Raw genomic sequence first — 21,822 nt, 5'->3', positions numbered from 1 at the left:
TTTCAGCTTGTTTTAGTAAAATAGACTTTATTTGCTAGAAAGGTGGAGAGATATGCGTTGGCTTTTTCGTTTGATAGGGGCTTTCTTTTATTTTATTTGGCGTTTGTTTTGGCGTCTGGTTTGGATTGTTTTGCTTTTATGTACTCTTGCTTTTGGATTTCTCTGGTATCTGAACGGGGATTTTCAAGGGGCGCTGAAGCAAGCAGAACGGTCAGTAAAAATTGGTCAACAAAGTATCGACCAATGGGAAAGAACAGGGCAACTGCCTAAGTTGAACCAGACAGATAGCCACCAGCATTCTGAAGGAAGATGGCCACAGGCTTCTGCTCGTATTTACTTGGATCCGCAGATGGATTCACGCTTTCAAGAGGCATATTTAGAAGCAATTCAGAACTGGAATCAAACTGGTGCCTTTCATTTTGAACTTGTGACTGAGTCCAGCAAGGCAGATATCTTGGCTACGGAGATGAATGACGGAGGTACTCCTGTGGCAGGAGAGGCGGAAAGTCAGACCAATCTCTTAACGGGTCAATTCTTGTCTGTAACGGTGCGGTTGAATCACTATTATCTGTCCAATCCAGACTATGGCTATTCCTATGAGCGCATTGTCCATACGGCAGAACATGAGTTGGGGCATGCGATTGGCTTGGACCATACAGATGAAAAGTCTGTCATGCAACCTGCGGGTTCCTTTTATGGTATTCAGGAAGAGGATGTTGAAAGACTTCGAAAATTATATGAGACCAATGAGTAGGGGACTATCTTTCCCTACTTTTTTGCTATAATGGAATTATGAACAACTTGATTAAATCAAAACTAGAGCTCTTGCCGACCAGCCCTGGTTGTTACATTCACAAGGATAAAAACGGCACCATTATCTATGTAGGAAAGGCTAAAAACCTGCGTAACCGCGTGCGGTCTTATTTCCGTGGAAGTCATGATACCAAAACAGAGGCCTTGGTGTCTGAAATTGTAGATTTTGAATTTATCGTTACGGAGTCCAATATTGAGGCACTTCTCCTAGAAATCAACCTGATTAAGGAAAACAAGCCCAAGTACAATATCATGCTCAAGGATGATAAGTCCTATCCCTTCATCAAAATCACTAATGAACGCTATCCTCGTTTGATTATCACCCGACAGGTCAAAAAGGATGGAGGTCTTTATTTTGGACCTTACCCCGATGTGGGGGCAGCCAATGAAATCAAGCGATTACTGGATCGAATTTTCCCTTTTAGAAAGTGTACTAATCCACCGTCTAAGGTTTGTTTTTACTACCATATCGGTCAATGTATGGCCCACACTATCTGTAAGAAGGATGAGGCCTACTTCAAGTCTATGGCTCAGGAGGTTTCTGACTTCTTAAAAGGACAGGATGACAAAATCATCGATGACCTCAAGGGCAAGATGGCATCCGCAGCACAAAGTATGGAGTTTGAACGTGCAGCGGAATACCGTGACCTGATTCAGGCCATTGGAACGCTTCGAACCAAGCAACGGGTCATGGCTAAGGATCTCCAAAACCGTGATGTCTTTGGATACTATGTGGACAAGGGCTGGATGTGTGTGCAGGTTTTCTTTGTCCGCCAAGGCAAGCTTATTGAGCGCGATGTCAATCTTTTCCCCTATTACAATGATCCAGACGAAGATTTCTTGACCTATGTGGGACAGTTCTATCAAGAAAAATCTCACCTGGTTCCCAATGAGGTACTGATTCCGCAGGATATTGACGAAGAAGCCGTTAAAGCCTTGGTGGATTCCAAGATTCTCAAACCCCAGCGTGGAGAGAAAAAGCAACTGGTCAATTTGGCTATAAAGAATGCTCGAGTCAGCCTAGAGCAGAAATTCAACCTGCTAGAGAAATCTGTCGAAAAGACCCAAGGGGCTATTGAAAATCTAGGACGCTTACTCCAAATCCCAACCCCAGTTCGTATCGAGTCCTTCGATAACTCTAACATCATGGGAACTAGTCCTGTTTCAGCAATGGTGGTCTTTGTCAATGGCAAACCGAGTAAGAAAGATTATCGTAAGTACAAGATAAAAACGGTTGTCGGTCCAGATGACTATGCTAGTATGCGTGAGGTTATCCGCAGACGTTATGGCCGAGTACAACGTGAGGCTTTGACTCCGCCAGATTTGATTGTGATTGATGGGGGGCAAGGTCAGGTCAATATTGCTAAGCAGGTCATTCAAGAGGAGCTGGGCTTGGATATTCCAATTGCAGGTTTGCAAAAGAATGATAAGCACCAAACCCATGAATTGCTCTTCGGTGATCCACTTGAGGTGGTAGAGTTGTCTCGCAATTCTCAGGAATTTTTCCTCCTTCAGCGCATCCAAGATGAGGTACACCGCTTTGCTATCACTTTCCATCGCCAACTGCGCTCCAAAAATTCCTTTTCATCACAACTGGATGGAATTGAAGGTCTGGGACCTAAACGCAAGCAGAATCTCATGAAGCATTTTAAGTCTTTGACCAAAATCAAGGAAGCCAGTGTGGATGAGATTGTCGAAGTTGGAGTACCTAGAGCGGTCGCAGAAGCAGTGCAGAGGAAGTTGAACCCGCAGGAAACAGAAACCTTGCCTCAAGTGGCGGAAGAAAAAGTAGATTACCAAACGGAAGGAAACCACAATGAACCATAAAATCGCAATTTTATCAGATATTCATGGCAATGCGACAGCGCTAGAAGCAGTGATTGCAGATGCTAAAAATCAAGGAGTCAGTGAATACTGGCTTCTGGGAGATATTTTTCTTCCTGGTCCAGGCGCAAATGACTTGGTCGCCCTGCTAAAGGCCCTTCCTATCACAGCTAGTGTTCGAGGCAATTGGGATGATTGTGTCCTTGAGGCTTTAGATGGGCAATATGGCTTAGAAGACCCACAGGAAGTCCAGCTCATGCGAATGACCCAGTTTTTGATGGAGCGAATGAATCCTGCAACGATTGTCTGGCTACGAAGCTTGCCTTTGCTGGAAAAGAAAGAAGTTGAAGGATTGCGCTTTTCTATCTCTCATAATTTGCCAAATAAGAACTATGGTGGTGACTTGCTAGTTGAGAATGATACAGAGAAATTTGACCAACTCCTAGATGATGAAGTTGACGTGGCAGTCTATGGTCATGTCCACAAGCAGTTGCTTCGTTATGGCAGTCAAGGGCAACAAATCATCAATCCAGGGTCGATTGGCATGCCCTATTTTAACTGGGAGGCGTTAAAAAATCACCGTGCCCAGTATGTCGTGATAGAGGTTGAAGATGGGGAATTGGTAAATATCCTATTTCGTAAAGTCGCTTATGATTACGAGGCTGAGTTAGAATTGGCCAAGTCCAAGGGCCTGCCTTTTATTGAAATGTATGAAGAGCTACGTCGTGAAGATAACTATCAGGGGCACAATCTGGAACTCTTAGCAAGCTTAATAGAAAAGCATGGGTATGTAGAAGATGTGAAGAATTTTTTTGATTTTTTGTAAAAGTTTCCTAAAATAACCAATGCAAACTAAAAACGATTGGCTCGTCCAATCGCTTTTAGTATATCTTATACTCAATGAAAATTAAAGAGCAAACTAGGAAGCTAGACGTAGGTTGCTCAAAGCACAGCTTTGAGGTTGCAGATAAAGCTGACGTGGTTTGAAGAGATTTTCGAAGAGTATTATTGTAACTGAGATTGATCTGGAAGGTAAGAGCCACCTAGATAGGTATTGCTGAGTTTTTCAAGTGTTCCATCTTGGTAGAGTTCTTTGAGCGCTTTATCAAATTTATCTTTAAACTCTTTTTGGTCGCTTGAGAAAACGATATAGTTGTTGGGGCTATCGGCAGAAGGTAAATCAACGACTGAGAGATCTAAGCCGCGGTCCTTGATAATCTTTTGAACGGATACCTTGTCAAAGACTAGGAAATCAAATTCACCGTTAGAGAGGTCTAGGATTCGTTTACCGATATCCTCACCAGAAAAATCAATTGTAGCGGGATTATCAGTGTGTTTCTGATTCCAGTTATTGATGAATTGAGCGTTTGAAGTTCCAGTATCCTCCTGTGTTGTTTTGCCAGCGATTTGGTCAAGAGAAGTCAAAGGATTTTTCTTGTTACTGACGAGGACGAGGGGGTTGTTCGAAATTGGAAGTGAGTAGAGGTATTTTTCAGCACGCTCTTTTGTGTAACTCAAGTTATTGGCAGCTGCTTGATAGTGACCAGAATCAAGTCCAGGGAAGATACTTTCCCAGGCAGTTCTTTGGAATTGAATCTCGTAGTCGCTGAGTTTTTCATCCACTGCCTTTAGAACTTCAATATCGAAGCCTGTCAGATTGCCTTTATCTTCGTAGTCAAATGGTGGCACATCACCAGCTGTAGCAACGACGATTGTCTTTTGAGAGCTGGTTTCTTTCGGTGTAGCTTGATTCCCACAGGCAACTAAAAATGGGAAGATGAGTAGTAAAAGGCTAAATTTTTTCATAATATCTCCATTCAAATGTAAAGTACTTGCTAGTTTATCAGAAACTTTCTTGATGAACCAATATATATTTTTTATGGCTGTAATAAAAAAACTTAATCATGAAAAATCCCTGCAAGCTCTTTCAAATTATGGTAGAATGGAAGCAGTAGAATTAGAAAAGGAAATCGATTATGAAATTTCTTGAATTAAATAAAAAACGTCATGCGACCAAGCATTTCACTGATAAGCCAGTGGATCCAAAAGATGTGCGTACGGCTATCGAAATTGCAACCTTGGCACCAAGTGCCCACAACAGCCAGCCTTGGAAATTTGTGGTAGTACGTGAGAAAAATGCTGAACTAGCAAAATTGGCTTACGGTTCAAACTTTGAGCAGGTATCATCAGCTCCTGTAACTATTGCCTTATTTACAGACACAGATTTGGCTAAACGTGCTCGTAAGATTGCCCGAGTTGGTGGTGCTAACAATTTCTCAGAAGAACAACTTCAATACTTTATGAAAAATTTGCCAGCTGAATTTGCCCGTTACAATGAACAACAGGTCAGTGACTACTTAGCCCTCAATGCAGGTTTGGTTGCTATGAACTTGGTTCTTGCATTGACAGACCAAGGAATCGGATCAAATCTGATCCTTGGATTTGACAAATCAAAAGTCAATGAGGTTTTGGACATCGAAGACCGTTTCCGCCCAGAACTTTTGATTACAGTAGGTTACACAGACGAAAAATTGGAACCAAGCTACCGCTTGCCAGTAGATGAAATCATCGAGAAAAGATAGAAAGAAGAAAAAAATGACAGCAATTGACTTTACAGCAGAAGTAGAAAAACGCAAAGAAGACCTCTTGGCTGACTTGTTTAGCCTTTTGGAAATCAACTCAGAACGTGATGACAGCAAGGCTGATGCTGAGCATCCATTTGGACCTGGGCCGGTAAAAGCTTTGGAAAAATTCCTTGAAATCGCAGACCGTGATGGCTACCCAACTAAAAATGTTGACAACTATGCAGGACATTTTGAGTTTGGTGATGGAGAAGAAGTTCTCGGAATCTTTGCCCACATGGACGTGGTACCAGCTGGTAGCGGTTGGGACACAGACCCTTACACACCGACTATCAAAGACGGTCGCCTTTATGCGCGTGGGGCGTCGGACGATAAGGGTCCTACAACAGCTTGTTACTATGGTTTGAAAATCATCAAAGAATTGGGTCTTCCAACTTCTAAGAAAGTCCGCTTCATCGTCGGAACAGACGAAGAATCAGGCTGGGCAGATATGGACTACTACTTCGAGCACGTAGGACTTGCGAAACCAGACTTCGGTTTCTCTCCAGACGCTGAATTCCCTATCATCAACGGTGAAAAAGGTAACATCACAGAATACCTTCACTTTGCAGGAGAAAATGCAGGTGTTGCCCGTCTTCACAGCTTCACAGGCGGTTTGCGTGAAAACATGGTACCAGAATCAGCAACAGCAGTTGTTTCAGGTGACTTGGCTGACTTGCAAGCTAAACTAGATGCCTTTGTTGCAGAACACAAACTTAGAGGAGAACTCCAAGAAGAAAACGGTCAGTACAAGGTGACGATCATTGGTAAATCAGCCCACGGTGCTATGCCTGCTTCAGGTGTCAATGGTGCGACTTACCTAGCCCTCTTCCTTAGCCAGTTTGACTTTGCAGGTCCAGCCAAAGATTACCTTGACATCGCTGGTAAAATTTTCTTGAACGACCATGAGGGTGAAAATCTCAAGATTGATCATGTGGATGAAAAGATGGGTGCCCTTTCTATGAATGCTGGTGTTTTCCGCTTTGACGAAACAAGCGCTGATAATACCATTGCCCTTAACATCCGCTATCCAAAAGGAACAAGTCCAGAGCAAATCAAGTCAATCCTTGAAAACTTGCCAGTTGCTTCTGTTAGCCTTTCTGAGCACGGTCATACCCCTCACTATGTGCCAATGGAAGATCCACTTGTGCAAACCTTGTTGAATGTTTATGAAAAACAAACTGGTCTTAAAGGTCACGAGCAAGTCATCGGTGGTGGAACCTTTGGTCGCTTACTCGAACGCGGTGTTGCCTATGGTGCCATGTTCCCAGACTCAATTGACACCATGCACCAAGCTAATGAATTTATCGCCTTGGACGATCTCTTCCGAGCTGCAGCAATCTATGCCGAAGCTATTTACGAATTGATCAAATAAAACGATAGAAGTCTGAGATTGTATGCTTAGACTTCTTTTTGGAGGGAAAGTAGATGTCTCAAATTGAAAGAATCAAGCAGGCTATTATGGCAGATCCGCAGAATGTCAGCTATACAGAGCGTGGTATCGAGCCTCTCTTTGCAGCGCCAAAAACTGCTCGCATCAATATCATCGGTCAGGCACCTGGTCTTAAAACCCAAGAAGCAGGCCTTTATTGGAAAGATAAGAGTGGTGACCGCCTGAGAGACTGGCTAGGTGTGGATGAAGATACCTTTTACAATTCAGGATATTTTGCTGTTTTGCCTATGGATTTCTACTTTCCAGGGCATGGCAAGTCAGGTGATCTGCCACCGAGAACTGGATTTGCAGAAAAATGGCATCCACAGCTCTTGCAAGAATTACCCGATATTCAATTGACCCTATTGATTGGGCAATATGCGCAGGCCTACTATTTACAGGAGAAAATCAGTGGCAAGGTGACAGAACGGGTAAAACACTACCAGAACTACTTGCCAACCTATTTTCCACTGGTACACCCATCACCACGCAATCAAATCTGGATGGCCAAAAATCCTTGGTTTGAGTCAGAAGTGGTGCCGGATTTGAAAAAAAGAATTAAAACTATTTTAGGAGAAAAAGAATGAAAGAAATAGCCTTTGACGCATTTTACCAGCTTTACCAAAATAACCAACTTTCTCTAGTGGACGTGAGAGAAGTGGATGAGTTTGAAGCACTTCATTTAGAAGGTGCTCAGAATCTTCCTCTGAGTCAATTAGCTGATACTTATGATCAATTGGACAAGGATCAGTTACATTATGTTATTTGCAAATCTGGAATGAGATCGGCGCGCGCTTGTCAATTCTTATCAGAACAAGGTTATGAGGTTATCAATGTCCAAGGTGGAATGATAGCTTTTGAAGAACTTTAAACATTAGAATTTTCTCCTACTTGGTGTGGACTGGGTAGGGGATTTTATTTTTAGACAATTCTCATTTTTGAGAATCTTGAAAACATTCAATATTTACTTCGTGATACTTTTTTCATACTCTCATTCATGATATACTAGGTCAGTATTTTATAAATATGAAGGAGATTTTCATGGCTAAAAAAGGTGCCCTAACAGGTTTGCTCCTGTTTGGAATATTTTTTGGTGCGGGGAACTTGATTTTTCCGCCTTCTCTAGGTGCTCTATCTGGAGAACATTTTCTTCCTGCCATCGCAGGTTTTGTCTTTTCAGGCGTCGGTATCGCCGTCTTGACTCTGATTATTGGAACGTTAAATCCTAAAGGATATATCTACGAGATTTCAACAAAGATAGCACCTTGGTTTGCGACTCTTTACCTCTCAGTTCTTTACTTGTCAATTGGTCCATTCTTTGCCATCCCACGTACTGCGACAACAGCTTACGAAGTGGGGATTAGCCCGCTTTTGTCGGATGCAAATAAAGGTCTTGGTTTGATTGTCTTTACTATTCTGTATTTTGCAGCAGCTTATCTAATTTCGCTCAATCCATCAAAAATCTTGGATCGTATTGGCCGTATTTTAACGCCAGTCTTTGCGATTTTGATTGTTATCTTGGTTGTTCTGGGAGCTTTCAAATACGGTGGAACAAGTCCTCAAGCCGCTTCAGCTGCTTATCAAGCTTCTGCTTTTGGTACGGGTTTCCTAGAAGGTTATAATACTTTGGACGCCCTTGCTTCAGTTGCCTTTAGCGTAATTGCAGTTCAAACCTTGAAACAACTTGGATTTTCAAGTAAGAAAGAATACATTTCAACTATTTGGGTGGTTGGTATCGTTGTTGCCCTTGCCTTCAGCGCTCTTTACATCGGTTTAGGTTTCCTTGGAAATCATTTCCCGGTACCAGCTGAAGCGATGAAGGGTGGAACACCAGGTGTTTACATCTTGTCACAAGCTACTCAAGAAATCTTTGGCTCAACAGCTCAACTCTTCCTTGCAGCTATGGTTACTGTAACCTGCTTCACAACAACAGTTGGTCTGATTGTGTCAACAGCTGAGTTCTTTAATGAACGCTTCCCAAAAATCAGCTACAAGGTTTATGCGACCGCCTTTACCTTGATTGGATTTGCCCTTGCTAATTTAGGTCTTGATGCGATTATCAAGTACTCAATTCCAGTACTGGTTATCTTGTACCCAATCACCATTGCCATCGTTATGATTGTCATTGTCAACAAATTTGTGGCTCTTTCAAAACCAGGTATGCAGTTGACAATTGCTGTGGTTACAGCTATTGCTATTGCAAGCGTACTAGGAAGCTCATTTAAGGTTGAGTTTCTTGCAAATCTTGTCAACGCTCTTCCTTTTGCCAAGGCATCTCTCCCATGGTTGGTACCAGCCGTTGTCGGAATCTTGCTCTCATTGGTTTTACCAAACAAGCAAGAAAGCGATGTTTTTGAAATGGAATAATCACTAAAATCACTTTTGTAGCAAAGTCTGCAGGAGTGATTTTCTTTTTTTATCCGATGATAAATGTGTTATAATAGGTAGCAAAAGAGGTGAAGAAATGAATCAAACTGTAGAATATGTTAAAGAACTGACAGCCATTGCGTCGCCAACAGGTTTTACTCGTGAAATTTCAGACTATTTCGTCAAGACTTTAGAAGGTTTTGGTTACCAGCCAGTTCGCACAGCCAAGGGCGGTGTCAATGTAACTATCAAAGGTCAAAATGATGAAGAGCATCGCTATGTGACTGCCCATGTAGATACGCTTGGTGCTATTGTCCGTGCTGTCAAACCAGATGGCCGTCTCAAAATGGACCGTATCGGTGGCTTTCCTTGGAACATGATCGAAGGAGAAAACTGTATCGTTCATGTGGCAAGCACAGGTCAAAAGGTATCAGGCACCATCCTCATCCACCAAACTTCTTGTCATGTCTATAAGGATGCAGGAACTGCAGAACGCACTCAGGACAATATGGAAGTGCGTTTGGACGCCAAAGTAACCAGTGAAAAAGAAACTCGTGCTCTTGGCATTGAGGTCGGTGATTTTATCAGTTTTGACCCACGAACCGTCGTGACAGAGACAGGTTTTGTCAAGTCTCGTCATTTGGACGATAAGGTCAGTGCAGCGATTTTGCTCAATCTCCTTCGCATTTATAAGGAAGAGAAGATTGACTTGCCAGTAACAACCCATTTTGCTTTTTCAGTCTTTGAAGAAGTGGGGCATGGGGCTAATTCTAATATTCCTGCTCAGGTAGTAGAATATCTGGCTGTGGATATGGGAGCTATGGGAGATGACCAGCAAACAGACGAATATACAGTGTCTATCTGTGTCAAGGATGCTTCTGGACCTTATCACTATGATTTCCGTCAACATTTGGTGGCTTTGGCGAAAGAGCAAGATATTCCATTTAAGTTGGATATCTATCCATTTTATGGATCGGACGCTTCAGCGGCTATGTCTGCAGGGGCAGAGGTTAAGCATGCCCTTCTCGGTGCTGGTATCGAGTCTAGTCATTCTTATGAGCGTACTCATATTGACTCGGTGGCCGCAACAGAGCGTATGGTTGATGCTTATCTTAAGAGTGGGTTGGTAGACTAATATGTGCCTGATTTGCCAGAGAATTGACCTCATCAAGAAGGAAGAAAATCCTTACTTTGTCAAAGAGTTGGAAACAGGCTATCTTGTGATTGGAGACCACCAGTATTTTGCAGGATATAGTCTTTTTCTAGCTAAGGAACACGTTACCGAATTGCACCATTTGAAAAAGGAAACAAGACTCCGTTTTCTCGAAGAAATGAGTCTAGTCCAAGAGGCAGTTGCCAAGGCATTTGCTGCTGAGAAAATGAATATCGAACTGCTAGGAAATGGCGATGCCCATCTTCATTGGCATCTGTTTCCACGACGGACAGGTGATATGAATGGCCACGGTCTTAAAGGTCGTGGGCCAGTTTGGTGGGTTCCCTTTGAAGAAATGACAGCAGAAACCTGCCAAGCAAAACCGGATGAGATTAAAAGATTAGTCGAATGTTTATCGTCAGAAGTAGATAAACTATTAGAAATAAAGGAGTAGAAATGAAAAAAAGATACCTTGTCTTGACAGCCTTGCTAGCCTTGAGTCTAGCAGCTTGTTCACAAGATAAAGCAAAAAATGAAGATGGAGACACTAAGACAGAACAAACAGCCAAAGCTGATGGCGCAGTCGGCAGTAAATCTCAGGGAGCTGCCCAGAAAAAAGCAGAAGTGGTTAACAAAGGAGACTACTACAGCATCCAAGGGAAATACGATGAAATCATCGTAGCCAACAAACACTATCCATTGTCTAAAGACTATAATCCAGGGGAAAATCCAACAGCCAAGGCAGAGTTGGTCAAACTCATCAAAGCTATGCAAGAGGCAGGTTTCCCCATTAGCGACCATTACAGTGGCTTTAGAAGTTATGAAACTCAGACCAAGCTCTATCAAGATTATGTCAATCAAGATGGGAAAGAAGCTGCCGACCGTTATTCTGCCCGTCCTGGCTATAGCGAGCACCAGACAGGCTTGGCTTTTGATGTGATTGGGACAAATGGTGATTTGGTGACAGAAGAAAAAGCGGCCCAATGGCTCTTGGACCATGCGGCTGATTATGGTTTTGTTGTTCGTTATCTCAAAGGCAAGGAAAAGGAAACAGGCTATATGGCTGAAGAATGGCACCTTCGTTATGTCGGAAAAGAAGCAAAAGAAATAGCTGCAAGTGGTCTCAGTTTGGAAGAGTATTACGGCTTTGAAGGCGGAGATTACGTCGATTAAAAAATAAACTTTTCTCTTGCAATTTCAGATAAATAGTGTATAATAGATGGGTATGTGAAAAGCATACTTGTGGGAGGTAAAAATCTTTAATTACCGCCAAAACCACAAAGGAGGATTTAAAAATGGCTAAAAAAGTCGAAAAACTTGTAAAATTGCAAATCCCTGCTGGTAAAGCTACACCAGCTCCACCGGTTGGACCTGCTCTTGGTCAAGCTGGTATCAACATCATGGGATTCACAAAAGAGTTCAACGCTCGTACAGCTGACCAAGCTGGTATGATCATTCCAGTTGTTATCTCAGTTTACGAAGATAAATCATTTACTTTCATCACTAAAACACCACCAGCTGCTGTTCTTTTGAAAAAAGCTGCAGGTGTTGAAAAAGGATCAGGTACACCTAACAAAACTAAAGTTGCTACAGTTACTCGTGCACAAGTACAAGAAATTGCAGAAACTAAGATGCCAGATTTGAACGCAGCAAACGTAGAGTCTGCAATGCGTATGATCGAAGGTACTGCTCGTTCTATGGGATTCACTGTTGTTGACTAATCAATAACACAGTAGAAAATCTCACAGCAGTCTATTAGTTGCTTTTCATACTAGGCAAGTGACTGAAGCTTGTACTTGGGTACAGCAAGGGAGCTTAACGAAGTAGGAAAAGAAAAATAATAGACTGATAACCCGCAAGACTTCATCATTTCGAGGAGTGACGTGGGAGATGAAAATCGATTGAACCACTTACAAGGAGAATAGAAAATGGCTAAAAAAAGCAAACAACTTCGTGCTGCTCTTGAGAAAATCGACAGCACAAAAGCATACAGCGTAGAAGAAGCTGTAGCACTTGCAAAAGAAACTAACTTTGCAAAATTTGACGCAACTGTAGAAGTTGCTTACAACTTGAACATCGACGTTAAAAAAGCTGACCAACAAATCCGTGGAGCAATGGTATTGCCAAACGGTACTGGTAAAACTTCACGCGTTCTTGTTTTTGCACGTGGTGCAAAAGCTGAAGAAGCAAAAGCTGCTGGTGCAGACTTTGTTGGTGAAGATGACCTTGTTGCTAAAATCAACGACGGTTGGTTGGACTTCGACGTAGTTATCGCTACACCTGACATGATGGCTCTTGTTGGACGTCTTGGACGTGTCCTTGGACCACGTAACTTGATGCCAAACCCTAAAACTGGTACTGTAACAATGGATGTTGCTAAAGCAGTTGAAGAGTCTAAAGGTGGTAAAATCACTTACCGTGCTGACCGTGCAGGTAACGTTCAAGCAATCATCGGTAAAGTATCATTTGAAGCTGAAAAATTGGTTGAAAACTTCAAAGCTTTCAACGAAACAATCCAAAAAGCAAAACCAGCTACAGCTAAAGGAACTTACGTAACAAACTTGACTATCACAACTACTCAAGGTGTTGGTATCAAAGTTGACGTAAACTCACTTTAATCAGTAGTTTATAAAAGAGGACGAGTACGAAAGTGCTCGTTTTTTTGGCGTACGACGGGCATGTCGTACATCTGAGGTGTAAGTCCTCGGTGGGCACCTGCTACCGGTGAACCCAATAGCGATTCCCAAGCCTGGCTATCGTGAGGTAGCGGATTAAAACGGTCTGGGGATAGACTGTTTTAAGTCTGACGTTGGAAATTAGAACCGTCAGAGGAAGGGATAGCGAAATCGTGGCTCTACGAACAGAAAGGTGGAGGTTCGTAGAGCTGATGAAGATGAGAGTAATTCCAAAGTACAAAAATAGTCGTAACCTATATGCGTAAACTACGTGAGGAATTGAATTCGAACTAGAGAGGTAATAATAAATTTATGCTATAGTCATGGTGGTTTGTATGCTTTTGATTATAGTTCATCAAATAATAGATTAGAATTGTTAGATAATATCATTTTATGTTATAATGAAGAAAAAATAGAGGTGTTCAAATGTCAGAAGCAGGTCATAAGTTTTTAGCAAAATTGGGGAAAAAACGCTTACGTCCAGGTGGAAAACTTGCTACAGATTGGTTAATTGCGGAAGGAGGATTTTCAAAAGAAAAGAGAATACTAGAAGTTGCGTGCAATAGGGGAACTACAGCAATTGAGTTGGCACAGCGTTTTGGTTGTAAGATAACTGCTGTTGATATGGATGCTCAAGCTTTAAAAGTGGCTAAAAAATCTGCTGAAACAGCAGGTGTTGCTCACTTAATCAGTTTTGAAAGAGCTAATGCAATGAAACTTCCTTATGAAGATGCTAGTTTTGATATTGTTATAAATGAAGCTATGCTGACTATGCAAGCCGATCAAGCTAAGAAAAAATGTGTAATGGAATATCTAAGGGTTTTAAAACCTGAAGGTCTTCTCCTGACACATGATGTGCTTCTTAAGGAAGCTAAAGAGTCTGTCAGACAGGAATTGTCGCAAGCAATTCATGTAAATGTAGGTCCTTTAACTCAAGATGGTTGGGAACAGGTGATGATAGAATCAGGTTATTGTGATGTGAAAGTATTGACTGGTGAAATGACATTAATGAAATTATCAGGTATGATTTATGACGAAGGTTGGCTAGGAACCTTGAAAATTTGTGTAAATGCTTGTAAAAAGGAGAATAGAAAGCAGTTTTTAACTATGTATAAAATGTTTAATAAGAATAAAAAGAACTTGGGCTTTATTGCTATGGCTAGTCATAAATCGTCAAATCGTTAGATAATCATTGAAGTTAACTTTTCCTTTTTTCTTTCTTAAAAAATATGCTATAATAGAGAGTAAAAAACTTTGAAAGAAAGAAAAAGATGAATTTAAAAGATTACATTGCAACAATTGAAAATTATCCAAAGGAAGGTATTACTTTCCGTGATATTAGTCCTTTGATGGCTGATGGGAATGCTTATAGCTACGCTGTTCGTGAAATCGTTCAGTATGCTACTGACAAGAAAATTGACATGATCGTGGGACCTGAGGCTCGTGGTTTTATCGTGGGCTGTCCAGTTGCCTTTGAGTTGGGAATTGGTTTTGCGCCTGTTCGTAAGCCAGGTAAATTGCCACGCGAAGTTATTTCTGCTGACTATGAAAAAGAGTACGGTGTTGATACCTTGACTATGCATGCTGACGCCATTAAGCCAGGTCAACGTGTTCTTATCGTAGATGACCTCTTAGCAACAGGTGGAACTGTTAAGGCAACCATCGAGATGATTGAAAAACTTGGTGGTGTTGTAGCAGGCTGTGCCTTCCTTGTTGAATTGGATGAATTGAACGGTCGTGAAAAAATCGGTGACTATGATTACAAAGTTCTTATGCATTATTAATGAAAACAGTCCCTAGGGCTGTTTTCTCTACATTAGGATATAAAAACAGACTATAGCTAGTTAGAGAAAAACTATAATTGAAAACTATATCTTCTTGCAGTATAATAAAAGGACTAAGTGTTTGAGATTTGGCTTCAAACATATGCAATTATTCCTGAAAGAGTACAGTTAGGAGAGGGTTATGCCGATTCGAATTGATAAAAAACTACCAGCTGTTGAGATTTTACGGACAGAGAATATCTTTGTCATGGATGATCAACGTGCGGCCCACCAAGATATCCGTCCTTTGAAGATTTTAATCTTAAATCTTATGCCACAAAAAATGGTCACAGAGACTCAATTGTTGCGCCATTTGGCTAATACACCCCTGCAACTGGATATTGATTTTCTCTATATGGAAAGCCATCGTTCTAAGACAACTCGTTCAGAGCACATGGAGACCTTTTATAAAACTTTTCCTGAAGTTAAGGACGAGTATTTTGATGGGATGATTATCACGGGTGCTCCAGTTGAGCATTTACCATTTGAGGAAGTGGACTATTGGGAGGAATTCAGCCAGGTAATCGAGTGGTCCAAGACCCATGTCTATTCGACCCTTCATATCTGCTGGGGGGCTCAGGCTGGTCTTTATCTGCGTTATGGGGTGGAAAAATACCAGATGGACAGTAAATTATCAGGTATCTATCCTCAGGATACTTTAAAAGAAGGGCATCTTCTCTTTAGAGGCTTTGACGATAGCTACGTTTCCCCTCATTCTCGGCACACGGAAATTTCTAAGGAAGAGGTCTTAAACAAAACCAATCTCGAGATTTTATCAGAAGGGCCGCAGGTTGGGGTTTCGATTTTGGCTAGTCGTGATTTACGAGAAATTTATAGTTTTGGGCATTTGGAATATGACCGTGATACCTTGGCAAAAGAGTATTTTAGAGATCGTGACGCAGGTTTAGATCCACATATTCCAGAAAATTACTTTAAGGATGATGATGTTAATCAGACCCCTTGTCTATGTTGGTCTTCATCAGCAGCCCTCTTTTTCAGTAACTGGGTAAACTATGCGGTCTATCAGGAGACGCCTTTTGACTGGAGAAAGATAGAAGATGATGCATCTGCATATGGGTATTTATAAGAGGAATTATGACATATTTAGACGCTTTTAAATCAGGGAACTTGGTTTTGCCGAGTGCCCTGCTCTTGCATTTTAAGGAACTCTTTCCTTCCAGCGATGATTTTCTGGTCTGGCAATTTTTCTATTTGCAAAATACGACAGGCTTAGATGAAATGTCCCCAAGCCAGATTGCTGACAGGATTGGCAAGGAAATTTCGGATGTCAATCAGGCTATTTCCAATCTAACGGAGAGGGGACTACTTCAGTATCGAACGATCGAATTAAATGGCGAAATCGAATTGCTTTTTGATACTAGTTTGGCATTGGAACGTTTGGATAATTTGCTTGGAGCTGCTCATTCAAGTTCAGACCAGTTGACACCTCAAAATCAGCTTAAGAATTTGGTGGAAACTTTCCAGCAGGAGTTGGGACGCTTGTTGACTCCTTTTGAGATTGAGGATTTGACCAAGACCCTAAAAGAAGATGGGACCAGTGCTGACTTGATTAAGGAGGCTCTTCGTGAAGCTGTTTTGAATGGAAAAGCAAACTGGAAGTACATTCAGGCCATTTTGAGAAATTGGCGCCATGAAGGAATCAAGAGTGTGGCTCAAATTGAGGCTAAGCGGGCAGAGAGAGAAGTCAGCAATCCTCAGTTGACACAGGTATCTGCAGATTTCAGAAATGCCATGGATCTCTGGAAGGATTAATCCATGTAAGCAGGATTGAAATCCGAGTAAGATTTGCAAGCTGTGTCTAATTGTGATAAAATAAATAGAAAATAAATTGAAAAAAGAGGTATGTGAAATGTCACGTAAACCATTTATCGCTGGTAACTGGAAAATGAACAAAAATCCAGAAGAAGCTAAAGCATTCGTTGAAGCAGTTGCATCAAAACTTCCTTCATCAGATCTTGTTGAAGCAGGTATCGCTGCTCCAGCTCTTGATTTGACAGCTGTTATTGCTGCTGCTAAAGGTTCAAACCTTAAAGTTGCTGCTCAAAACTGCTACTTTGAAAATGCAGGTGCTTTCACTGGTGAAACTAGCCCACAAGTTTTGAAAGAAATCGGTACTGACTACGTTGTTATCGGTCACTCAGAACGCCGTGACTACTTCCATGAAACTGACGAAGATATCAACAAAAAAGCAAAAGCAATCTTTGCAAACGGCATGCTTCCAATCATCTGTTGTGGTGAATCACTTGAAACTTATGAAGCTGGTAAAGCTGCTGAATTCGTAGGTGCTCAAGTATCTGCTGCATTGGCTGGTTTGACTGCTGAACAAGTTGCTGCATCAGTTATCGCTTACGAGCCAATCTGGGCTATCGGTACTGGTAAATCAGCTTCACAAGACGATGCACAAAAAATGTGTAAAGTTGTTCGTGACGTTGTAGCTGCTGACTTTGGTCAAGAAGTTGCAGACAAAGTTCGTGTTCAATACGGTGGTTCTGTTAAACCTGAAAACGTTGCTTCATACATGGCTTGCCCAGACGTTGACGGTGCCCTTGTAGGTGGTGCGTCACTTGAAGCAGAAAGCTTCTTGGCTTTGCTTGACTTTGTAAAATAATCAGTAGCAAAAGCTAGGTGGAACAGCATTCAGATGTCTGTTCCATTTTTTATAGGAGAGGAAAGATTGAAAACAAAGATTGGAAAAATTGGATTAGCAAGTATCTGCTTACTAGGATTGGCAACTAGCCATGTCGTTGCAAATGAAACTGAGGTAGCAAAAACTTCGCAGGATGCAAGGACAGTTTCAAGTAGTTCAGAGCAAAATCAGTCTTCTAATAAAACTCAAACGAGTGCAGGAGTAAAGACCAATGCTTCTGCCCACTGGGAGGGGGATTATTATGTAAAGGCTGATGGTTCCAAAGCCAAGAGTGAGTGGATTTTTGATAACTACTATAAGGCTTGGTTTTATATTAAGTCAGACGGCCGTTATGCTCAAAATGAGTGGCAGGGTAATTACTACCTAAAATCAGGTGGCTATATGGCTAAGAATGAATGGGTTTATGATAACGCCTATAAGAATTGGTTTTACCTGAAGTCCGATGGTTCTTATGCTAACCAGGAATGGCATTCTGTTGGAGGTAAATGGTACTATTTTAAAAAATGGGGCTATTTAGCTAAAAGTCAATGGCAAGGAAGTTATTTCCTAAATGGTCAAGGTGCCATGATGCAAAATGAATGGCTTTATGATCCAGCCTATTCATCTTACTTCTATCTCAAGTCCGATGGTTCTTATGCAAATCAAGAGTGGCAAAAGGTAGACGGCAAGTGGTACTATTTCAAGAAGTGGGGTTACATGGCCAAAGATGAGTGGCAGGGCAACTACTATTTGACAGAAAGTGGTGCTATGGCGACTGGTGAATTAGTCATGGATGATACTCGCTATATTTTTTCTGACTCAGGTGAGTTAAAAGAAAAGAAAGACTTGAATGTTGGCTGGGTTCACCGAAATGGCAGACGTTATTTCTTTAACCATCGTGAAGAACAAGTTGGGACTGATCAAGTTAAAAAGGTCATCGATGTCAGTGAGCACAATGGTCGTATCAGTGACTGGAAAAAGGTCATCGATGATAATGGCGTTGATGGAGTCATTGTTCGTTTGGGCTATAGTGGAACTGAGGACAAGGAATTGGCTCATAATATTAAGGAGTTAAACCGTCTTGGAATTCCTTACGGTGTTTACCTTTATACTTATGCTGAAAATGAGACCGATGCTGAGAATGATGCTAATCAAACCATTGAACTCTTGAAAAAATACAAGATGAACTTGTCTTACCCTATCTACTACGATGTTGAGAACTGGGAATATGGCAATAAGACTAAGAGAGCTCCAAGTGATACTGGAACCTGGGTCAAGATCATCAATAAGTATATGGCAACAATGAAGCAGGCTGGTTATCAAAATGTGAAAGTTTATAGCTATCGTCAACTCTTGCAAACTCGTTTGAATCATCCAGATATTTTACAACATGTCAACTGGGTTGCAGCCTATACGGATGCACTTGATTGGACAAATCCTCATTATTCAGGTGAAAAAGGATGGCAATATACCTCATCTGAATACTTAAAAGGAATTCGTGGTCGTGTTGACGTTAGCGTTTGGTATTAAGATATAAGTTTGAGAAAGGGGTGTGCAAGAAAATTGCATCCCTTTTTTCTTTATTTTGTCGCAGTTAATACTCTTTGAAAATCAAATTCAAACCACGTCAACGTCACCTTGCCGTACTCAAGTACAGCCTGCGGCTAGTTTCCTAGTTTGCTCTTTGATTTTCATTGAGTATAAGAGAGGTGTAAGGGGACTGGGTTTCATTCTAAAAAATTCTTAAATTATCAGTCTATTGCAACTTTTCTCATGTGGGTCATTTGGCTTGCTATTGTCTTTCCTTAGTAGTATACTAAGATAGTAATCAGTAAGAAGTGGTTACAAATAATAATGAATGAGGTAAAATAAAATGGTAGAATTAAAAAAAGAAGCAGCAAAAGATGTCGCAACATTAACAAAAGCAGCGCCAGTAGCATTGGCAAAAACAAAGGAAGTTTTGAATCAAGCTGTTGCTGATTTGTACGTAGCCCACGTTGCTTTGCACCAAGTACACTGGTATATGCGTGGACGCGGTTTTATGGTATGGCATCCAAAAATGGATGAGTACATGGATGCTCTTGATGGTCATTTAGATGAAATCAGCGAACGATTGATTACACTCGGTGGAAGCCCATTCTCTACATTGACAGAATTCCTTCAAAATAGTGAAATCGAAGAAGAAGCTGGTGAATACCGTAATGTTGAAGAAAGCTTGGAACGTGTTCTAGCTATTTATCGCTACCTCATCACTCTTTTCCAAAAAGCGTTGGATGTGACTGACGAAGAAGGCGATGATGTTACAAACGATATTTTTGTTGGTGCTAAGGCTGAACTTGAGAAAACAGTTTGGATGCTTGCAGCAGAACTTGGACAAGCACCTGGTTTGTAAGAAACAAGGAAACATATATAAATCTGTAGGAAATTTCTTACAGATTTTTTCTATTTTGTAAGCTATTCCAAACCAGTCTTTTTTTGAGTTTTTTGATAAAATAGTACTATCAGTGAAAAGGATGGAAGCATGACTAAGAAAATCGTAGCTATTTGGGCCCAGGATGAAGAGGGTGTGATTGGGAAGGACAATCGTCTGCCTTGGTATTTGCCAGCAGAATTGCAACACTTTAAAGAAACAACTCTGAATCATGCTATCTTGATGGGACGCGTGACCTTTGATGGGATGGGACGTCGACTGCTTCCAAAACGGGAGACCTTGATTTTGACGCGTAATTTGGAAGAAAAGATAGATGGGGTTACTACTTTTCAGGACATCCAGTCTGTTCTAGACTGGTATCAGGGTCAAGACAAGAATCTCTATATTCTCGGTGGAAAGCAAATTTTTCAGGCTTTTGAACCCTATTTGGATGAAGTCATTGTCACTCAAATCCATGCACGGGTGGAGGGAGATACCTATTTTCCTGAAGACTTTGACTTGTCTATTTTTGAGACAGTTTCAAGCAAATCCTATACCAAAGATGAGAAAAATCCTTATGATTTTACCATCCAATACCGCAAGAGAAAGGAAGTCTAATGGAACGTAGTATATTTGGTTTTTTCACAGCCATGCTGTGCTTGGTCTGCTTGCTTGCAGGAGCACAGGCTTTTCGTAAAAAGCGCTATGGACTTTCTGTCCTGCTCTGGTTAAATGCCTTTACCAATTTGGTCAATAGTATCCATGCTTTTTACATGACCTTATTTTAGATAAAATGACAGTATAGAATAGAACGGAAGGAAATCATGCCTACAAATAGGAATAATGATATGATGGTTTATTGCTCATTTTGTGGCAAAAGCCAAGAAGAAGTACAAAAAATAATCGCAGGGAACAATGCCTTTATCTGTAATGAATGTGTGGAGTTGGCCCAGGAAATCATTCGGGAGGAGTTGGCGGAGGAAGTCTTGGCGGACTTGTCTGAAGTACCAAAACCAATCGAACTTCTCCATATCTTGAATCACTATGTAATCGGTCAAGATCGTGCCAAACGTGCTTTGGCAGTAGCTGTTTACAACCATTACAAACGCATCAATTTTCACGATACGCGAGAAGAGTCAGAAGATGTAGATTTGCAGAAGTCAAACATCTTGATGATTGGCCCAACTGGTTCAGGGAAAACATTCCTTGCCCAGACCTTGGCTAAGAGCTTGAATGTGCCTTTTGCGATTGCGGATGCGACAGCTCTTACTGAGGCTGGTTATGTGGGTGAGGACGTGGAAAATATCCTCCTCAAACTCTTGCAGGCTGCTGACTTTAATATCGAACGTGCAGAGCGTGGGATTATCTACGTGGATGAAATTGACAAGATTGCTAAGAAGAGCGAGAACGTATCGATCACACGTGATGTTTCTGGTGAAGGTGTGCAACAAGCCCTTCTCAAGATTATCGAGGGAACCGTTGCTAGTGTTCCGCCTCAAGGTGGACGTAAACATCCACAACAAGAGATGATTCAAGTGGATACTAAAAATATCCTCTTCATCGTGGGTGGTGCTTTTGATGGTATTGAAGAAATCGTCAAACAACGTCTGGGTGAAAAGGTTATCGGCTTTGGTCAAAATAATAAAGCGATTGATGAAAATAGCTCTTACATGCAAGAAATCATCGCAGAGGATATTCAAAAATTTGGTATTATCCCTGAGTTGATTGGACGCTTGCCTGTTTTTGCAGCTCTTGAGCAATTGACTGTTGATGATCTGGTTCGCATCTTGAAAGAGCCAAGAAATGCCTTGGTCAAACAATACCAAACCTTGTTATCTTATGATGATGTCGAGTTGGAATTTGACGACGAAGCCCTTCAAGAGATTGCAAATAAGGCCATCGAACGCAAAACTGGTGCGCGTGGTCTTCGCTCAATTATCGAAGAAACCATGCTAGATGTCATGTTTGAAGTGCCGAGTCAGGAAAATGTGAAATTGGTTCGCATCACAAAAGAAGCTGTCGATGGAACGGATAAACCAATCCTAGAAACAGCCTAG

The 21,822-nt window shown here is 41.4% G+C and carries 25 protein-coding genes; 24 read left to right on the top strand and 1 reads right to left on the bottom strand.

Annotated features, from left to right (window positions below):
• The first annotated feature begins 52 nt into the window (after window positions 1–52).
• The 3 genes from QS39_RS10075 to QS39_RS10065 are packed head-to-tail and all read left to right on the top strand — an operon-like array spanning window position 53 to window position 3,463.
• Window positions 53–754, top strand: coding sequence for a M57 family metalloprotease (locus QS39_RS10075; RefSeq protein ID WP_077805434.1), 702 nt, complete (start codon window positions 53–55; stop codon window positions 752–754).
• A gap of 38 nt (window positions 755–792) precedes the next feature.
• Window positions 793–2,640 carry an excinuclease ABC subunit UvrC gene (gene uvrC, locus QS39_RS10070; protein ID WP_077805433.1) on the top strand — a complete coding sequence of 616 codons (1,848 nt, stop codon included), beginning with the start codon at window positions 793–795 and terminating at the stop codon, window positions 2,638–2,640.
• Window positions 2,630–3,463 (top strand): metallophosphoesterase family protein, encoded by an 834-nt coding sequence (locus tag QS39_RS10065; protein WP_001015745.1) that lies wholly within the window; start codon window positions 2,630–2,632, stop codon window positions 3,461–3,463. The genes uvrC and QS39_RS10065 overlap by 11 nt, the downstream gene beginning before the upstream one ends.
• Window positions 3,464–3,642: 179 nt before the next feature.
• Here the strand turns inward: QS39_RS10065 and QS39_RS10060 are convergent, their stop codons facing one another.
• The gene (locus QS39_RS10060; protein ID WP_077805432.1) at window positions 3,643–4,443 is read right to left on the bottom strand and encodes an amino acid ABC transporter substrate-binding protein; all 801 of its coding nucleotides are present in this window, start codon (window positions 4,441–4,443) and stop codon (window positions 3,643–3,645) included.
• Between the two features lie 52 nt (window positions 4,444–4,495).
• On the opposite strand from QS39_RS10060, the gene QS39_RS11450 reads away from it, so the two are divergent.
• From QS39_RS11450 to clpX, 21 genes are all read left to right on the top strand, one after another.
• Window positions 4,496–4,627: a hypothetical protein gene (locus tag QS39_RS11450; protein ID WP_007284986.1), complete on the top strand. Its 132-nt coding sequence runs from the start codon at window positions 4,496–4,498 to the stop codon at window positions 4,625–4,627.
• Complete coding sequence (locus tag QS39_RS10050; protein ID WP_000670164.1) at window positions 4,614–5,219, top strand: nitroreductase family protein; 606 nt, start codon at window positions 4,614–4,616, stop codon at window positions 5,217–5,219. The genes QS39_RS11450 and QS39_RS10050 overlap by 14 nt, the downstream gene beginning before the upstream one ends.
• 13 nt (window positions 5,220–5,232) lie before the next feature.
• Window positions 5,233–6,633, top strand: coding sequence for a dipeptidase PepV (gene pepV, locus QS39_RS10045; RefSeq protein ID WP_077805430.1), 1,401 nt, complete (start codon window positions 5,233–5,235; stop codon window positions 6,631–6,633).
• 53 nt (window positions 6,634–6,686) lie between these two features.
• On the top strand, window positions 6,687–7,277 hold the full coding sequence (locus QS39_RS10040) for a uracil-DNA glycosylase family protein (RefSeq protein ID WP_077805429.1): 591 nt from the start codon (window positions 6,687–6,689) through the stop codon (window positions 7,275–7,277).
• Window positions 7,274–7,561 carry a rhodanese-like domain-containing protein gene (locus tag QS39_RS10035; RefSeq protein ID WP_077805428.1) on the top strand — a complete coding sequence of 96 codons (288 nt, stop codon included), beginning with the start codon at window positions 7,274–7,276 and terminating at the stop codon, window positions 7,559–7,561. Before QS39_RS10040 ends, QS39_RS10035 begins: the two co-directional genes overlap by 4 nt.
• A 170-nt stretch (window positions 7,562–7,731) precedes the next feature.
• Window positions 7,732–9,057 (top strand): branched-chain amino acid transport system II carrier protein, encoded by a 1,326-nt coding sequence (brnQ, locus tag QS39_RS10030; RefSeq protein WP_180375033.1) that lies wholly within the window; start codon window positions 7,732–7,734, stop codon window positions 9,055–9,057.
• A 97-nt stretch (window positions 9,058–9,154) separates the two neighbouring features.
• Window positions 9,155–10,192 carry a M42 family metallopeptidase gene (locus tag QS39_RS10025; protein WP_077805426.1) on the top strand — a complete coding sequence of 346 codons (1,038 nt, stop codon included), beginning with the start codon at window positions 9,155–9,157 and terminating at the stop codon, window positions 10,190–10,192.
• A 1-nt stretch (window position 10,193) separates the two neighbouring features.
• Window positions 10,194–10,664, top strand: a complete 471-nt coding sequence (locus tag QS39_RS10020) for an HIT family protein (RefSeq protein ID WP_077805425.1) — start codon at window positions 10,194–10,196, stop codon at window positions 10,662–10,664.
• 2 nt (window positions 10,665–10,666) lie between these two features.
• Window positions 10,667–11,383 carry an LD-carboxypeptidase LdcB/DacB gene (gene ldcB, locus QS39_RS10015; RefSeq protein WP_077805424.1) on the top strand — a complete coding sequence of 239 codons (717 nt, stop codon included), beginning with the start codon at window positions 10,667–10,669 and terminating at the stop codon, window positions 11,381–11,383.
• Between the two features lie 122 nt (window positions 11,384–11,505).
• Window positions 11,506–11,931, top strand: a complete 426-nt coding sequence (rplK, locus tag QS39_RS10010; RefSeq protein WP_001085807.1) for a 50S ribosomal protein L11 — start codon at window positions 11,506–11,508, stop codon at window positions 11,929–11,931.
• A 207-nt stretch (window positions 11,932–12,138) separates the two neighbouring features.
• Window positions 12,139–12,828, top strand: coding sequence for a 50S ribosomal protein L1 (gene rplA, locus QS39_RS10005; protein ID WP_001085675.1), 690 nt, complete (start codon window positions 12,139–12,141; stop codon window positions 12,826–12,828).
• Between the two features lie 483 nt (window positions 12,829–13,311).
• Complete coding sequence (locus tag QS39_RS10000; protein WP_077805423.1) at window positions 13,312–14,070, top strand: class I SAM-dependent methyltransferase; 759 nt, start codon at window positions 13,312–13,314, stop codon at window positions 14,068–14,070.
• An 86-nt stretch (window positions 14,071–14,156) separates the two neighbouring features.
• Window positions 14,157–14,669 carry an adenine phosphoribosyltransferase gene (locus QS39_RS09995; RefSeq protein WP_001049318.1) on the top strand — a complete coding sequence of 171 codons (513 nt, stop codon included), beginning with the start codon at window positions 14,157–14,159 and terminating at the stop codon, window positions 14,667–14,669.
• A 181-nt stretch (window positions 14,670–14,850) separates the two neighbouring features.
• Window positions 14,851–15,795 carry a homoserine O-acetyltransferase MetA gene (gene metA / locus QS39_RS09990; protein ID WP_023943671.1) on the top strand — a complete coding sequence of 315 codons (945 nt, stop codon included), beginning with the start codon at window positions 14,851–14,853 and terminating at the stop codon, window positions 15,793–15,795.
• A gap of 8 nt (window positions 15,796–15,803) precedes the next feature.
• The gene (locus QS39_RS09985) at window positions 15,804–16,481 is read left to right on the top strand and encodes a DnaD domain-containing protein (protein WP_077805422.1); all 678 of its coding nucleotides are present in this window, start codon (window positions 15,804–15,806) and stop codon (window positions 16,479–16,481) included.
• 97 nt (window positions 16,482–16,578) lie between these two features.
• A complete protein-coding gene (gene tpiA, locus QS39_RS09980) occupies window positions 16,579–17,337 on the top strand; it encodes a triose-phosphate isomerase (protein ID WP_077805421.1) in 759 nt (252 codons plus the stop codon).
• A gap of 33 nt (window positions 17,338–17,370) precedes the next feature.
• Window positions 17,371–18,885, top strand: coding sequence for a choline binding-anchored murein hydrolase LytC (gene lytC, locus QS39_RS09975; RefSeq protein ID WP_077805420.1), 1,515 nt, complete (start codon window positions 17,371–17,373; stop codon window positions 18,883–18,885).
• A 343-nt stretch (window positions 18,886–19,228) separates the two neighbouring features.
• The gene (locus QS39_RS09965) at window positions 19,229–19,747 is read left to right on the top strand and encodes a Dps family protein (RefSeq protein ID WP_000229861.1); all 519 of its coding nucleotides are present in this window, start codon (window positions 19,229–19,231) and stop codon (window positions 19,745–19,747) included.
• A gap of 129 nt (window positions 19,748–19,876) precedes the next feature.
• Window positions 19,877–20,383: a dihydrofolate reductase gene (locus tag QS39_RS09960; RefSeq protein ID WP_077805418.1), complete on the top strand. Its 507-nt coding sequence runs from the start codon at window positions 19,877–19,879 to the stop codon at window positions 20,381–20,383.
• A complete protein-coding gene (locus QS39_RS09955; protein ID WP_000442260.1) occupies window positions 20,383–20,553 on the top strand; it encodes a hypothetical protein in 171 nt (56 codons plus the stop codon). The genes QS39_RS09960 and QS39_RS09955 overlap by 1 nt, the downstream gene beginning before the upstream one ends.
• 36 nt (window positions 20,554–20,589) lie before the next feature.
• Entirely contained in the window at window positions 20,590–21,822 is a 1,233-nt protein-coding gene (gene clpX / locus QS39_RS09950; protein WP_012972566.1) for an ATP-dependent Clp protease ATP-binding subunit ClpX, read from the top strand.

Origin of the sequence: Streptococcus mitis, from assembly GCF_002005545.1 — a bacterium.
Taxonomy (GTDB): domain Bacteria; phylum Bacillota; class Bacilli; order Lactobacillales; family Streptococcaceae; genus Streptococcus; species Streptococcus mitis_I.
Note: the sequence above shows the minus strand (reverse complement) of the source record. Positions and strands in the feature narration are given on the sequence as shown.

Coding starts and splice junctions, on each gene's coding strand:
- QS39_RS10075 (WP_077805434.1), top strand. CDS start 53: ATGCGTTGGCTTTTTCGTTTGATAGGGGCTTTCTTTTATTTTATTTGG.
- uvrC (WP_077805433.1), top strand. CDS start 793: ATGAACAACTTGATTAAATCAAAACTAGAGCTCTTGCCGACCAGCCCT.
- QS39_RS10065 (WP_001015745.1), top strand. CDS start 2,630: ATGAACCATAAAATCGCAATTTTATCAGATATTCATGGCAATGCGACA.
- QS39_RS10060 (WP_077805432.1), bottom strand. CDS start 4,443: ATGAAAAAATTTAGCCTTTTACTACTCATCTTCCCATTTTTAGTTGCC.
- QS39_RS11450 (WP_007284986.1), top strand. CDS start 4,496: ATGAACCAATATATATTTTTTATGGCTGTAATAAAAAAACTTAATCAT.
- QS39_RS10050 (WP_000670164.1), top strand. CDS start 4,614: ATGAAATTTCTTGAATTAAATAAAAAACGTCATGCGACCAAGCATTTC.
- pepV (WP_077805430.1), top strand. CDS start 5,233: ATGACAGCAATTGACTTTACAGCAGAAGTAGAAAAACGCAAAGAAGAC.
- QS39_RS10040 (WP_077805429.1), top strand. CDS start 6,687: ATGTCTCAAATTGAAAGAATCAAGCAGGCTATTATGGCAGATCCGCAG.
- QS39_RS10035 (WP_077805428.1), top strand. CDS start 7,274: ATGAAAGAAATAGCCTTTGACGCATTTTACCAGCTTTACCAAAATAAC.
- brnQ (WP_180375033.1), top strand. CDS start 7,732: ATGGCTAAAAAAGGTGCCCTAACAGGTTTGCTCCTGTTTGGAATATTT.
- QS39_RS10025 (WP_077805426.1), top strand. CDS start 9,155: ATGAATCAAACTGTAGAATATGTTAAAGAACTGACAGCCATTGCGTCG.
- QS39_RS10020 (WP_077805425.1), top strand. CDS start 10,194: ATGTGCCTGATTTGCCAGAGAATTGACCTCATCAAGAAGGAAGAAAAT.
- ldcB (WP_077805424.1), top strand. CDS start 10,667: ATGAAAAAAAGATACCTTGTCTTGACAGCCTTGCTAGCCTTGAGTCTA.
- rplK (WP_001085807.1), top strand. CDS start 11,506: ATGGCTAAAAAAGTCGAAAAACTTGTAAAATTGCAAATCCCTGCTGGT.
- rplA (WP_001085675.1), top strand. CDS start 12,139: ATGGCTAAAAAAAGCAAACAACTTCGTGCTGCTCTTGAGAAAATCGAC.
- QS39_RS10000 (WP_077805423.1), top strand. CDS start 13,312: ATGTCAGAAGCAGGTCATAAGTTTTTAGCAAAATTGGGGAAAAAACGC.
- QS39_RS09995 (WP_001049318.1), top strand. CDS start 14,157: ATGAATTTAAAAGATTACATTGCAACAATTGAAAATTATCCAAAGGAA.
- metA (WP_023943671.1), top strand. CDS start 14,851: ATGCCGATTCGAATTGATAAAAAACTACCAGCTGTTGAGATTTTACGG.
- QS39_RS09985 (WP_077805422.1), top strand. CDS start 15,804: ATGACATATTTAGACGCTTTTAAATCAGGGAACTTGGTTTTGCCGAGT.
- tpiA (WP_077805421.1), top strand. CDS start 16,579: ATGTCACGTAAACCATTTATCGCTGGTAACTGGAAAATGAACAAAAAT.
- lytC (WP_077805420.1), top strand. CDS start 17,371: ATGTCTGTTCCATTTTTTATAGGAGAGGAAAGATTGAAAACAAAGATT.
- QS39_RS09965 (WP_000229861.1), top strand. CDS start 19,229: ATGGTAGAATTAAAAAAAGAAGCAGCAAAAGATGTCGCAACATTAACA.
- QS39_RS09960 (WP_077805418.1), top strand. CDS start 19,877: ATGACTAAGAAAATCGTAGCTATTTGGGCCCAGGATGAAGAGGGTGTG.
- QS39_RS09955 (WP_000442260.1), top strand. CDS start 20,383: ATGGAACGTAGTATATTTGGTTTTTTCACAGCCATGCTGTGCTTGGTC.
- clpX (WP_012972566.1), top strand. CDS start 20,590: ATGCCTACAAATAGGAATAATGATATGATGGTTTATTGCTCATTTTGT.